Raw genomic sequence first — 13438 nt, 5'->3', positions numbered from 1 at the left:
TTAGGACTACGTGCTACTTTACGGGTTTTACATACTCCAATGCCTCGGGACCTAAGGACATGGCATACACAAACATCAATACGCCTACCACTGTTATGATAAGAAGGTAGCCAAGCAGCGTAATCCCTAGCACTCCCAATACCCGAAGTAGGACTACTTTTAAGGGGTGTTCATGATAATAGCCTTTAAAAAACCAAACCAACATAAGTGGAACAATCAACAACGCATATTGATTAAACGCAAAATAGGCCCCAGGATCATCTTGTATAAAATACATGGGGGGATAAAGAAAAACAAAGGACAATAAGGTGTAAAAGCTCAGTATATAGGCATTCATAACTACATGTTCATAGTAGTTTTGCCCCCATTTTCTAAAACAGATGAAAGTGGCTATGGCAAACAACGGGATATATATTAGCATGAGTAATGAATTGTAACTGGACATGAAACTCAAAAAATCATTCATCATCGGGGAATTCATCTTTTGTGATGCAAAATATTCCGCCATGATTTTTTTCATGTTGATGACTTTAAAGGAGATGAATGTAGAAAAACCACTCAATAAAAAGACAAGAAGTATGGGTTTGTAATGGCTTACCCGATCGCCTTCAATAAATTCGCGTGCTGTTTTCCCCGGATTTCGGGCTATTTTTTTAAGGGAATACAATAAACCTTTATTGGTGTGTAAAAGGGTGTATTGAATTTCATCCCATAAATATTTTCGATCGATGCGTTTGAATTTTTTCTGACCGCAGGAACTGCAGAAATTCCCTTCCACGGTCAAAGCGCAGTGGGTACATTGTTCAGCCATTCGTGTTTTTTTAGTTTAGGGTTGGTTACCCAAAAATACTAAAATCGGAGGAATACCATTTTATTCTTTTCGGTTTTTCAAAAAAGAAGAAGCCTATACAACCGAGTGGCAGCATAAGCTTCTACAGATAGGGTAGGAGTAGCGTTGCGGGTTTAACTCCAGGATACTAGATCAATTACGAAAGTAGCTCGTTGGTAAACAGGGTTTGTTTTAGGATCACCTCATTTTCTAATTTATGGTTTACCAGCCAATGTAGAAATGCGTGAACCCGTTCGGGGTCCATGAACCCGTGAAGTTCTTTTTCACCAAAATGGGGAGCTGTAACGGCTAGGGATTGCGCAAGGTCGATATGGATTCGATCCCTTTCGGGGACTACATTTTTTAGAATAGCAACCGCTTCTTCGGGATGGGTTTGCGCGAAGGCATATCCTTTTTGGGTCGCGGCAATACATTTTTTATACAACGCGCGGTGGACTTCAAGTTGACTTCTTTTGGCGATTAGTACGGGAGAATAGCCATAAGGAATTCCATAATCGGCCAGTCGGAATGAACGTAAAGCGATACCCTGCGTGGTCGCTTCAACGCCTTCCCAATTGTCAAAAATCCAAGTGGCCTCTGCCTTTCCCCCCAAAAGAGTATTCCAAATGCCTAATTTTTCGGGGTAACTTACCGTAAAAACACCCTCACCGCCATCGTGACGCACCAATTCTTGTACAATGGTATCTTCGTAACGGGCTTTGTAGGAGGCATAGGTTTTTCCCACCAATTCACGGGGACTGTTAATGCCCGTAGACGCTAAAGTGGTAATACTACTCAAGTCGGATTGCAGTAACGCATATACCGCAATCGCTTCTACACGGTTGTTTTTGTTGTTTAAACTAATAACCGTTTCAAATGGGGCAAGGGCCATGTCGGCAAGACCCAGTTCCAATTTTTTGCCCGGAGTGGTTTGGTAGTGATCTTCTTGGGGGTTGAGGAAAGAGACCGAGAGACCCAATTCGTGATAAAATCCTTTTTCTTGTGCGATGAAAAAGCCAAGGTGATTGACGTTGGGGGTCCAATCTAAGGCAATTTTTAACGTATCCATGTTGTTTGAATAAAAATAATATGGTTTGCTTTCAAAGATAAAAGGGAAAAAGATAGCGTACGGCGACTTTAACGAATGTTTAAAAAAAGGAAAAACCGATTGTTGCGAGGACCTTTTTTTAAAAAAAATAATTAGCCGTTATTCACGAACCAGTTGCGCCCATTCATAGAGTCCCAACACAATCACCCACAATGCCATAAATAGGGTAATAAAAGGGTTGCGAACATGTTGTAGAAAGATGAGTAGCAACAACGCCAATCCCGAAACTACCGATAAAGTCCCTGTGATGAGGCGAATTATTGTATTGGGAGGAATACTGCGAATATCAGCATAGCCACTATAACCCAACAATAGGCCATAGAGTACCAAAAGACCATTGGCCATTACGGTAAAATGATCCCGAAAAATTCCCAACGACCACATGCTGATGAACCCGCCAATACCAGCGATGGCCAACATGAATTTGGTGAGTATCCAAAACAAATGGGTTTGTAAAAAAAAGTGCTTCATGGCTCGCAGTACAATCGTTGTAATAGGTTGCAATCAAAACCTAGTCACAAAAATAGACTTTTTGAATGAAAGTCAAAAAAATCGTACAGATGCACTTCAATTTCCTGAGAATTTGTATGAAAAGAGTCTATCCTATGGCTTAATCGTAAGCGAATTCTTAACCTTGTGGTAACTGCCGTAGCGCTGCTATAAATTGTGCTTGTTGATCGATGAATACGGCATGGCCGCAGCGCTCCCAGGATTTAAAATGCCCTTGTGGAAGGAGTGCTTCAAGGGTTTGCCGTTGGGTTTTGGGGTACAAACGATCGTCCTCACCATAAAATCCGAAAACGGGTACTTTCTTTTGGAGGACTTGTCGGATTAAGTCGTATAGTTTCATTTGAGTGTAGGCATCATTGCGATGAAATCCGAGCGGGGCCTGTTCGGTCATGGCATTGCCCCAGCGTTTGAAATCGGGTTGTTCCATCAGCGCAGTATACTGTTGCTGGGCATCGGGAGTGGGGTTTGGCGTGGTATAGAATCCGTTGCGCAGCGCATGTAGGAAACAATAGGAGGCAAACAACATCGAATGCGGGTCCATTTCTTGTAAAAGCCCTACATACTTTAAGTTGACCAAATCTTCTTTGGCTTCATAGATGGTTTTGCATTGCACAATAATGTGTTGAAAGGATTCCTGTAAATCGAGGGGAGCGCTGATCAAAACTACGGAGTGCACCTTTTCGGGATGGGTGCGGGCGAACTTCAGGGCGAGGATTCCTCCGAAGCTATGGCCAAGTAAATGCACTTTAGAAACGGCATATTTTTCGAGGACTCCTTGAATATCGGCAGCGGCTTCCGCCAAGGAGAATTCCGCATTGGGGTCTATACTGCGTCCTTCACCACGTCGGTCATACACGATGACATAGTATCCTTGTTCGGCCAAGATGGGCGCTGTCGATAGTTCAAAACTCACGGCATTGTACCCAGGTCCGCCATGCAGAAAAAGCAACGCCGGGTGCTGCGGATTCCCAAAAGCTTTGGAGTAGAGGGTTTGGGCGTTTAGTTTTGGTGTTAGACACAATAACAATAATAAAAACCGTATGTTCATGCGATTCAATAAGTAAATAAACACCTAAGATAAGAATTGTTCCAAAAAAAACTCTACTTTTTTAATCACCTCCTCAGGCACTTCCTTATGCGGGTTGTGTTGCACGCCTGGAATCAGCCACGCTTGTGCAGGTCCTGAACAACCGGCCACAATAGCTTCGACTTGCGCTGGTGTCCCAAATTCGTCGTCTTCGCCTTGGATGATGAGCGCGGGACAAGTAATTTGGGGTAAAAAGGCGGTAAGGTTCCAATCTCGAAAGGCTGGAGATAGCCATGTTTCGGTCCACGCCTTAACTAGGGCATCCGTTTTGGCACCGTGGTATTTGGCTAAGCGCTGGGGTAAGTTGGTGGTAGTATAGGCTTCTTGTGCTGCGCGAATACCTGCTAGCGTCACTTCCTCGACAAAAACATGGGCCCCCGCGGTAATGAGGGCATGAATGCGCTCGGGGAATAGGGCTGCCGTCAATAGGGCAATCGAACCCCCATCGCTGTGTCCGAAGAGAATGACTTTCTCGAGGTTGTGTTCGACTAAAAGTTGGTGTAAAAAAGTGGCTTCTGCTTCCAAATAGTGCTTGTCCCGTACCGGATTTTCAAAGGGTCCCGATTTTCCATACCCCAATCGGTCGTACACCAAATAATTGCATTGGGTGGCCGCTGCTAACCGCTCCGGAAAATCACGCCAGAGTTCGACACACCCCAACGAATCGTGCAAGAATACGATAGTGGGACGGTTGGGGAAGGGGGATATGTGGGTGGTGTGAATTATGAGTTATGAGTTATGAGTTATGAGTGACTAGTGACTAGTGATTAGTGATTAGTGATTAGTGTATAGACGTTAGACTTTCGATAGGTACTAGAATTTAGTTTTACTACTGAATACTGAATACTGAACACTGAACACTGAACACTGATTACTGAACACTGAACACTGAACACTGAACACTGATTACTGAACACTGATCCCGACCCTTCGGGGCTGAACACTGAACACTGAACACTGATTACTAAACACTGTTCCCGACCCTTCGGGGCTGAACACTGAACTTTACTTTAGTTCTTTCGCTAAAAAACGTGCGGTATAACTTTTTTTGTGTTTACTGACTTCTTCAGGGGTGCCGACACAGAGTATTTGGCCACCGCCTTTTCCGCCTTCGGGTCCGACATCAATTATATGATCCGCCAATTTAATCACATCCAAATTATGTTCGATAATCAATACCGTATTGCCTTTATCCACTAATTTTTGAATCACTTCCATCAACACCCGAATGTCCTCAAAATGCAAGCCCGTAGTGGGTTCGTCCATAATGTAAAACGTATTACCCGTATCTTTCTTGGACAATTCGGTGGCCAATTTTATCCGTTGGGCTTCACCTCCCGAAAGGGTCGTGCTTTGTTGGCCTAACGTGATATAGCCCAGTCCAACCTCTTGTATCGTTTTGATTTTACGGTAAATCTTCGGAATGTTTTCAAAAAAGTCCACCGCTTCATCGACCGTCATGTTCAATACATCAGCAATGGATTTGCCTTTGTAGCGAATTTCCAAGGTTTCGCGGTTAAAGCGTTTGCCCTGACAGGTTTCACATTCCACATACACATCGGGTAAGAAACTCATTTCAATGGTGCGCACGCCCGACCCTTCGCAGGTTTCACAACGACCACCCGACACGTTAAAACTGAAGCGTCCTGCCTTATACCCTCGAATCATCGCTTCAGGAGTTTGGGTGAATAAGGAACGAATCTCTGAAAACACATCGGTGTACGTGGCCGGATTGGAACGCGGGGTTCGGCCTATCGGACTCTGATCGATGTCGATGACTTTGTCTACATGTTCGAGTCCTTCTACTTTTTTGTAGGGCATCGGACGTTTAACTCCATCGTAAATATGCGCATTTAAAATAGGGTAGAGCGTTTCATTGATTAAGGTCGATTTGCCACTGCCTGAAACCCCAGTTACACAAATCAATTTCCCCAACGGGAATTCCGCGGTCACATTTTTCAAGTTATTTCCAGAGGCGCCCACCAATTTGATGGTTTTACCATTGCCCTCACGGCGTTTTTTAGGGACTTCAATCGCCATTTCCCCACTTAAATACTGTGCCGTAATGGTGGTTTCGTTCAATAATTCTTTGGGTGTTCCTTTACTGATGATTTGTCCGCCAAACCGTCCGGCTTTGGGGCCGATATCAATCACATAATCCGCCTCTTCAATCATGTCTTTGTCGTGTTCGACCACCAAGACCGAGTTGCCAATATCGCGCAAACTTTTTAACGAATTGATCAACCGTTCGTTATCGCGCTGGTGCAATCCAATACTGGGTTCGTCCAAAATATAGAGCACGCCGACCAATTGCGACCCGATTTGGGTTGCCAAGCGAATGCGTTGCGCTTCACCGCCAGAGAGTGACTTCGAGCTGCGGTGTAGGGATAGGTAATTGAGGCCAACGTCCATGAGGAATTTCAATCGGTCATTGATTTCTTTTAGGATTTCAGTAGCAATCACCTTTTGTTTTTCCGAGAGGTTTTGAGGTAATGCCTGAAACCATGCGGTCAATTCGGCGATGTCCATGGTGGAAAGCTCGGCAATGTTTTTATCATTGATTTTAAAATACAACGATTCTTTTTTCAAGCGGGCCCCATGGCATTCGGGGCAACCCACTTCATCCATAAAGTCTTTGGCCCAGCGTTTTAACGATGCCGAGGCGTTGTCGTCGTATTGGTTTTTGATAAAAGCGGCAATGCCCTCAAATTCGATTTTATATTCTTTGGTGACCCCCGCCGCTTTGGCTTTCACGGTAAAACGTTCGTTGCCGCCATTGAGGATCATGTCCATGGCCTCTTCAGGAATTTTTTCGATGGGATCGGTGAGTTTGAACCCAAATTTTTCACCGATGGCTTCCAACTGTTTGAACATCCACGAGTTTTTGAGTTCGCCCAGCGGAGCCAATCCGCCTTTGGCAATCGAAATTCGAGGGTCTGGAATGATTTTTTTAAGGTTAATTTCATGTATGGTTCCGAGACCGTTGCATTTTTCGCAGGCTCCTTTGGGGGAGTTGAACGAGAACAGATTGGGTTCAGGATTTTGGTAGGAGATGCCCGTGGTGGGACACATGAGCGTGCGGCTAAAAAAGCGTACGTCTTGTTGTTCCTGTTCGATAACCATCATAACATTTTCGCCGTGGTACATAGCGGTTTTAATACTCTCGGCGAGGCGTTTGTGGGTGTCCTCGTCGTGGGAGGGTACCATCCGGTCGATGACGATTTCGATATCGTGGGTTTTGTAGCGGTCGAGTTTCATGCCGGGGGTAATGTCTTTGATTTCCCCGTTGACGCGAACCTTTACAAAACCTTGTTTGGCGATTTGTTGAAACAGTTCAGCATAATGTCCTTTCCGTGCCCGAATGACTGGCGCGAGGATGTTGATGCGTTTCTCTAAAAACTGTTCAATAATGAGGTTTTTGATTTGTTCGTCGGAGTAGGATACCATTTTCTCTCCGGTGTTGTAACTGTAGGCTTCTCCCGCGCGGGCAAAGAGTAAGCGCAAGAAATCGTAAATCTCGGTAATGGTTCCCACGGTAGAGCGGGGCGATTTGCTCGTTGTTTTTTGTTCGATCGCAATAACAGGGGAGAGTCCGTCGATTTTATCGACATCGGGACGTTCGAGTCCCCCGAGAAATTGCCGAGCATAGGCCGAAAAGGTTTCGATATACCGGCGTTGTCCTTCCGCATAAATGGTGTCAAAGGCCAAGGACGATTTTCCCGAACCCGAGAGTCCGGTAATGACCACGAGTTGCTCCCGCGGAATAGTCAGGTCAATGTTTTTGAGATTATGGGCGCGGGCACCAATGATTTCAATGGATTCGAGTTGTTCGCTCATGATTTTTAGGGAAAGTGCAAAGGTAAGGAATTTGGTTGGCCCCCTAGCCCCCAAAGGGGGAATTAGTTGTTCGTTGTTGGTTGTTAGAATTTGAGATTTGAGATTTGGGTGATTAGTGATTAGTGACTAGTTACTAGTTACTAGTGACTAGTGATTAGTCGTTAGACTTTAGACTTTAGACGTTAGTCGTTAGAATTTGGTCACGAAATTTCGGGAGGGTTTTGGAATTTGTGATTTAAGATTTAAGATTTTGTGATGGTGATTTACTTTGATATTCTCCAGCCATTTTTCATATATTTGGTCATAGGCTGTGAAGTTTTTTCACAGGGTGATGTTGGCGGTAATTCTTAAACCAAAGCAGTGAATCAGAAAAATAATTATTTAACAATTTTCATCTATCCATTTGTATAAATAGTCGATTGTTAATCCCATGCTGAAAAGATTAGTCCTTAGATGTAAAGAAGGGATATCCTTATCTTTTTCGCGATGTGTAATGGTACGTGTACAACCAGGACATTTATAATGGTCATGTGAGGCTTTTGTTCTAAGATATTTGCAGTCATGAGCTTTAAGAAATGCAAGCCAATCTTTTGTTTTAACTGGTCTATTATTACCCATTTACAAAAAATTAGCAAGCAACTTTGTATTGCTTATTTCTTTTAATGGTCACATTTTCTAAACCTTGTAGTAAACCATTTTCATCGACATATAATTTGGAGAAATTTTTTGTATGATATGGAACTTTAGAAAAACCAAGTTTAATTAATTCGGCCTTTCTTTGCTCATTACTTAATTTCATAAAATCCTCACAGAAAGTTTCCATATTCTCGTCTAAAGAATCCATGGCTTCTTGTTCAGTTGAACCATAACCACTTATCATCAGCGATGGAATAATTGAAACAAAATGTTCTCCATCCTTTCCACTAATGACAGTAACTTCCACAGACAAGACGCCGCCCTTAATTCTAAGAGTATCTTCTTCTGGTCGACTATCAAGAGGAGTTTTTATTAATTTAGACATCAATTAAAATATATAGTTAAGTGAACATTTACCCTACAAATATATGTAAAAATAGAAAATTAAAATTATTTTTTAAGAGTCTTAACTTTAAGAAAAAAACTACCGACAACAGCTGTACCTGTCACAAAACCCCACCTAAAACGCAATCATAGAACTCATAAAAAACACCTTCGTTTAAGCACCCAACACTTCGGGGGTGACAAGCCCCATAGCTCCAGAGGGGGAATAGTGATTTGACACGCCCATTTGTAATTTAAAATGCAACATTTATAATACCCTGAAGAGGTTTTTTTCTTGCTTCTTTGCTCTTTCTTCACACACTTTGTTCTCGGGATGCTCTCGGGGTGCTCTCGATGTGCTCTCGATAAAAACATGTTATAATCGGTAGCACATCGGTAGCACATCGGTAGCACATCGGTAGCACCCTGAACAACGTAGGTGGAAAAAGGGGGATTTTGATTAACGATTGACGATTGTTGATTGTTGATTGTTGATTGTTGATTGTTGATTTTTGAAATTTGAATTTTTGATTAATATTTAGATCCTGCTTTTATTTAATTCCTTACTTTTTGTCTTGACAGTGGGGAGTCGTTAGACGTTAGAGTGACCTGCCTATGCCCGCAGGCAGGCTAGTGATTAGTGATTAGTCGTTAGACTTTAGACTTTTAACTTTTTGATTGATTTGGCTTTGGCCATCCCGAAAGCTTTTTAAAAAACGACTCAGTAGCTCAGCTTCTTAGCGGCTCAGCAGCTATCAAAACAGTGCTGTATTCGTGCTATATCGAAGGGGTCGCGTCGAGTCATTACAGGAAAAAACGGGTAGTTAATGCTGATGTAGGGTCGTTTGAGGTCGATGAAGACTTAAATACTAGGTATTGGTAATTTTGTTTGGAATATATAGCCGATTTTGGGTCATTCGAGTATCAAGACCACAACGATTTACAAGCATAGTAGTGCAAGTGCTATGAATAAAAGCATCAGTCCATTGGATCAGATTATCGAACAAGAATATGAGAAAAAAAGTGAAGACGAATTGAAACCTAAGAAATAGTTACATAAATTTGAATATATTTACTAGTTAGGTGCAAGCGTAGCGGACGACACAACCGACATCAAGACGACTGAAAAATAGTTGACAATTTCCGACCCTTCGCAAAATTAAAAGAGGTGTTTTGCCAACACACAAGCCGACCCAAAAACACCACATTTAATTTCGCCCAACCGCACCAAGACTTCGTGGACAAAACTTAACATTAGCCAGCAGTTTTAGACACTCAACTGAAAAATATTTTCAATTTTATTTGTTTAGTTAGGATTCCTTACTATATTTGCACCGACAATAATGTCATAATCATTAAAAAAATAAAAAAATGAGCAAATCAATTTTCTATCACGCTGGTTGTCCAGTTTGTGTAAGTGCAGAACAAGACATCGTAAACCTTATTGGAGCTTCAAATGTGGACATCGTTCACATTGGGGAAGACAGAACTCGTATTGCTGAAGCAGAAAAAGCAGGTGTAAAATCTGTTCCTGCTTTACTTACTCCAAACGGAAATGTGCTTCACCTCAATTTTGGAGCATCTATGGCAGATGTAAAAGGCTAAATTAATTGCCCTACTAAAAATGAAATTTTTAGTAGGGCTTATTTACTCACATTAAAATATAAAAAATGGAAAATAGCGAAACACAATTTAGTTCAAAGGATTTTCATAAAACCTTTGCTACACCAAATTTGGTAATACCCGAAAAACTAATCCATAAAAACGTGGAACAAGCTGGCGAACATAATCAGTTCTCTGCCGAGCGGAAGCACCCAGTTTTTTTTGTTGACTTGCCGAGCAAAAATGTAAGTATGACTATTGGCGGTTTATTGCCCGACCAAATGACCAACAGACACAGACATACTTACGAAACTGTAATCTATGTAATTGAAGGTGAGGGATACACCGAAATTGAAGGCACAAAAGTAGAATGGAAAGCTGGCGATGCAGTCTATATACCCAGTTGGGCTTGGCACAGGCATAAAAATTTGAGCAACAGCAATAACGCCAAATACATTGCTTGCGAAAATGCACCGCAACTTCAAAACTTAGGTGTGGCACTTCGTGAAGAAGAAGGAAGAGATTTATAAACCATTTAAAAATGAAAAAATGAAAAATAATCTGTTCAAAGGCATTATTGCCTATCCAATCACACCGTTTGACGAAAACGAAAAAGTTGATTTAGCCTTGTTCAAAATCCTATTAGAACGATTAGTTACAAGCGGTTCTCACGGAATTGCCCCATTAGGCAGTACAGGTGTTCTACCTTACCTAACTGATGAGGAAAAAGAGGCGGTTACAGTAGCAACCATAAGCCAAGTAAAAAGAAGAGTTCCAGTTTTGGTAGGTGTTTCAAACCTTACTACTGAACGAACAATTTATCACGCCAAGTTTGCCGAAAAAGCAGGTGCAAATGCTGTAATGATTATCCCAATGAGTTACTGGAAACTCACAGACAATGAAATTGTACAACACTATGATGCAGTTGCTAAACAAATTTCTATTCCCATTATGGCATACAACAATCCTGCAACAGGTGGAGTGGATATGTCGCCAACATTGTTAAAACGTCTTTTGGAAATACCAAACGTTACAATGATTAAGGAAAGCACAGGTGATATACAACGTATGCACTATTTACGAAAGGAATTGGGCGAAGATGTAGCATTTTACAATGGCTCAAACCCTTTAGCATTGGCTGCATTTGCAGCAGGGGCAACTGGTTGGTGTACAGCCGCACCTAATCTTATTCCCGAATTAAATGTTAGTTTGTATGATGCCATTCAAAAAAATGATTTGGTAGAAGCACAAAAAATATTTTATAAACAAATAGACCTATTGCAATTCATTGTAAACAAAGGTTTGCCAAGAGCCATAAAAGCTGGTTTAACCATTTTGGGCGAAAATGGTGGACTATTAAGAAGTCCGCTAAAACCAATGAGCGAAAGTGAAGTAGCAGAATTAAAAACAATAATTTCAAAAATTTAAACAAATAAAAAAATGAAAAGTATAGTAACAATAATTGCAATAGCAACATTAGGTTTTACAAACGCGAATGCTTGCGACAAATGTGGAAATTACAACAACAGTAATTTCAAAATCAAATCCACATCAGTAACCCACAATAAAGATTTGGGCGTTACAATTTGGGAAATAAAAGTTGATAGCCTTGCTGGTAACACTACCCCAAAACCTGTTGGACAATTGAACGGTGCACCTGTATTAGGTTACGTTTTTCCTACAACGCTGAAACCTACTGACGTTGGTTTTAACCAAACAGATGGAATTGTGGCTTTGGCTTTAACATCTCATCCTGACTTTGATGACAGCCCACTTTGGGACGAAAACACAGATGGTAAATTTGACAATGACGGTATCGTTTGGCATCCACATTGGGTAATTCTTACCGAAGACAAAAGAGTTGCGGGTGGACTTGCAGTAAAGGAATTTAAGAAGGACGACAAAACCGTTGTGCTTCCTAAAACTGCACCCAATATGCCAATGTATATGGACAGTCCTGGTTTTAACGTAACGACAAAAGGAAACTCAATTAAAGTTGTAGTTCCTGATTATCGCATCAACAACAAAACAGACTTTAAATTTGATGCAGTTACTTGTTTTATGGAAGTGAATACAGGCGAAGGTGGCACACATACCGAAGGTGGAGCAAAACCAATGCTAGGCGTTTACAAAGTGTATTCAGTAGCAAGCGGAAATCTTTCATTACCCTATTCGGTCAAGTAAACAAAAATTAGAGACCTTATTTCAAAAGAATTGGAATAGCTGGATTTTTGTTCTAATCAAAGGACTAATCTGGCTATTCTTTTTCCTTTTCATCAAATCAAAAAATTAAAATTATGCAAGTAGCAGTTTGGGACACATACGTAACAAAAAAAGACGGTAGCGTAATGCATTTTGACATTATTGCACCCGAACATATAAAAGAAGAAGAAATAATTTATACCTTTGGTAAGGATTACTTACAATCAAAAAAACAAGAAAATCAGCCTTTAACTTCAAAAGAATGTAGCTTTTGCCACATTGAAAAGGCAACAGATGAAATGATTATAAGTATTCAACAGAAAGGATATTACATTATTGAAATGCAAAACTGTAACTAAAGTGTCGGTATTTAATTTAGAAAATCAAAACTCAAACCTTGACAACAAAATAGTTGCAGGTTTGGAACGCTTATCGCAAGTGTTCCGTATTTTATTATGGAATAAAGCAAAAGAGCATAGTTTAAGCCCCATTCAAATTCAGTTGCTTATTTTTATTCAGCATCACTCGGCAGACAAAACAACTATTAGCTATTTGGCACAGGAGTTTAATTTTACCAAGCCCACAATTAGCGATGCGATAAAAGTTTTGGAGCAAAAAAAACTAATCAAAAAATTTACCGATAGCACAGATACAAGAAGTTATACAATTCAACTAACGACAGCAGGAAAAAAAATAGTAGCCGAGACAGAAGACTTTGCTAATCCGTTAACAACAATTATTACCAAGACTAATGAAGCAGACAAAATAATATTGTGGCAAAATGTATCAAACTTAATTATTCAACTAAATAAACTTGAAATAATTAGTGTGCAACGAACTTGCTTCAATTGCAAACATTATGCGACCAAAAACAAAACACACTTTTGTAGTTTACTCAACCAAAAATTAGAAACCCAAGACATAAGAATTGACTGCGGGGAATTTGAAAATGCTTAAATTGCCAACGCATTTGGTGGCACATTTGCATTTTTTGCAAAACACTGATCAACACTAAAAAAATCCAAAAGAGCCACCAAACCAACGCACCAAGACAGTAGTAAACAATGGACAACAGAGCAACGACAGACAGAACGCCAGCACCTAACACGGGTAACTGTTGCACAACCCATTCAAAATAAAATTTTTCAAAATAATTCGTAAAAAACAACCTCGTTTAAGCTCCCGAAACTTCGGGATAAGCGAGGTTTATTTTTTAGTTGTAGTCCAAAACTCCAAAATTTGG

At 40.9% G+C, this 13438-nt stretch carries 13 protein-coding genes; 6 read left to right on the top strand and 7 right to left on the bottom strand.

Annotated features, from left to right (window positions below; translation table 11 throughout):
* Positions 1-13 precede the first annotated feature (13 nt).
* From O9316_RS12855 to O9316_RS12825, 7 genes are all read right to left on the bottom strand, one after another.
* On the bottom strand, positions 14-811 hold the full coding sequence (locus O9316_RS12855) for a DUF3667 domain-containing protein (RefSeq protein WP_298205382.1): 798 nt from the start codon (positions 809-811) through the stop codon (positions 14-16).
* Between the two features lie 175 nt (positions 812-986).
* Positions 987-1898 carry an ABC transporter substrate-binding protein gene (locus O9316_RS12850; protein ID WP_298205381.1) on the bottom strand — a complete coding sequence of 304 codons (912 nt, stop codon included), beginning with the start codon at positions 1896-1898 and terminating at the stop codon, positions 987-989.
* A 138-nt stretch (positions 1899-2036) separates the two neighbouring features.
* Positions 2037-2408 carry a hypothetical protein gene (locus tag O9316_RS12845; RefSeq protein ID WP_298205380.1) on the bottom strand — a complete coding sequence of 124 codons (372 nt, stop codon included), beginning with the start codon at positions 2406-2408 and terminating at the stop codon, positions 2037-2039.
* Between the two features lie 157 nt (positions 2409-2565).
* Positions 2566-3495 carry an alpha/beta hydrolase gene (locus tag O9316_RS12840; protein WP_298347298.1) on the bottom strand — a complete coding sequence of 310 codons (930 nt, stop codon included), beginning with the start codon at positions 3493-3495 and terminating at the stop codon, positions 2566-2568.
* 24 nt (positions 3496-3519) lie between these two features.
* Positions 3520-4242, bottom strand: a complete 723-nt coding sequence (locus tag O9316_RS12835) for an alpha/beta hydrolase (RefSeq protein WP_298205393.1) — start codon at positions 4240-4242, stop codon at positions 3520-3522.
* Positions 4243-4539: 297 nt separating this feature from the next.
* Entirely contained in the window at positions 4540-7371 is a 2832-nt protein-coding gene (uvrA, locus tag O9316_RS12830; RefSeq protein WP_298205378.1) for an excinuclease ABC subunit UvrA, read from the bottom strand.
* 628 nt (positions 7372-7999) lie between these two features.
* Entirely contained in the window at positions 8000-8392 is a 393-nt protein-coding gene (locus O9316_RS12825; protein ID WP_298205377.1) for a hypothetical protein, read from the bottom strand.
* Positions 8393-9762: 1370 nt separating this feature from the next.
* Between O9316_RS12825 and O9316_RS12820 the strand changes: the two genes are divergently transcribed.
* The 6 genes from O9316_RS12820 to O9316_RS12795 all read left to right on the top strand — a co-directional run bounded on the left by O9316_RS12820 (position 9763) and on the right by O9316_RS12795 (position 13152).
* Positions 9763-9996, top strand: a complete 234-nt coding sequence (locus tag O9316_RS12820; protein ID WP_298205376.1) for a thioredoxin family protein — start codon at positions 9763-9765, stop codon at positions 9994-9996.
* Between the two features lie 65 nt (positions 9997-10061).
* The gene (locus O9316_RS12815) at positions 10062-10523 is read left to right on the top strand and encodes a cupin domain-containing protein (RefSeq protein ID WP_298205375.1); all 462 of its coding nucleotides are present in this window, start codon (positions 10062-10064) and stop codon (positions 10521-10523) included.
* 19 nt (positions 10524-10542) lie between these two features.
* Positions 10543-11421, top strand: coding sequence for a dihydrodipicolinate synthase family protein (locus O9316_RS12810; RefSeq protein WP_298347296.1), 879 nt, complete (start codon positions 10543-10545; stop codon positions 11419-11421).
* 12 nt (positions 11422-11433) lie between these two features.
* Positions 11434-12177: a hypothetical protein gene (locus tag O9316_RS12805; RefSeq protein WP_298205373.1), complete on the top strand. Its 744-nt coding sequence runs from the start codon at positions 11434-11436 to the stop codon at positions 12175-12177.
* Between the two features lie 113 nt (positions 12178-12290).
* Entirely contained in the window at positions 12291-12554 is a 264-nt protein-coding gene (locus O9316_RS12800; protein ID WP_298205372.1) for a DUF2024 family protein, read from the top strand.
* A gap of 1 nt (position 12555) precedes the next feature.
* Positions 12556-13152, top strand: coding sequence for a MarR family winged helix-turn-helix transcriptional regulator (locus tag O9316_RS12795; RefSeq protein ID WP_298205371.1), 597 nt, complete (start codon positions 12556-12558; stop codon positions 13150-13152).
* The last annotated feature ends 286 nt before the right edge of the window (positions 13153-13438 follow it).

The sequence above is a fragment of the Flavobacterium sp. genome (assembly GCF_027533505.1).
Lineage (GTDB): Bacteria > Bacteroidota > Bacteroidia > Flavobacteriales > Flavobacteriaceae > Flavobacterium.
Note: the sequence above shows the minus strand (reverse complement) of the source record. Positions and strands in the feature narration are given on the sequence as shown.

Bases quoted from the DNA above. Each gene is read 5' to 3' on its own strand.
- O9316_RS12855 (WP_298205382.1), bottom strand. From the start codon at position 811: ATGGCTGAACAATGTACCCACTGCGCTTTGACCGTGGAAGGGAATTTC.
- O9316_RS12850 (WP_298205381.1), bottom strand. From the start codon at position 1,898: ATGGATACGTTAAAAATTGCCTTAGATTGGACCCCCAACGTCAATCAC.
- O9316_RS12845 (WP_298205380.1), bottom strand. From the start codon at position 2,408: ATGAAGCACTTTTTTTTACAAACCCATTTGTTTTGGATACTCACCAAA.
- O9316_RS12840 (WP_298347298.1), bottom strand. From the start codon at position 3,495: ATGAACATACGGTTTTTATTATTGTTATTGTGTCTAACACCAAAACTA.
- uvrA (WP_298205378.1), bottom strand. From the start codon at position 7,371: ATGAGCGAACAACTCGAATCCATTGAAATCATTGGTGCCCGCGCCCAT.
- O9316_RS12825 (WP_298205377.1), bottom strand. From the start codon at position 8,392: ATGTCTAAATTAATAAAAACTCCTCTTGATAGTCGACCAGAAGAAGAT.
- O9316_RS12820 (WP_298205376.1), top strand. From the start codon at position 9,763: ATGAGCAAATCAATTTTCTATCACGCTGGTTGTCCAGTTTGTGTAAGT.
- O9316_RS12815 (WP_298205375.1), top strand. From the start codon at position 10,062: ATGGAAAATAGCGAAACACAATTTAGTTCAAAGGATTTTCATAAAACC.
- O9316_RS12810 (WP_298347296.1), top strand. From the start codon at position 10,543: ATGAAAAATAATCTGTTCAAAGGCATTATTGCCTATCCAATCACACCG.
- O9316_RS12805 (WP_298205373.1), top strand. From the start codon at position 11,434: ATGAAAAGTATAGTAACAATAATTGCAATAGCAACATTAGGTTTTACA.
- O9316_RS12800 (WP_298205372.1), top strand. From the start codon at position 12,291: ATGCAAGTAGCAGTTTGGGACACATACGTAACAAAAAAAGACGGTAGC.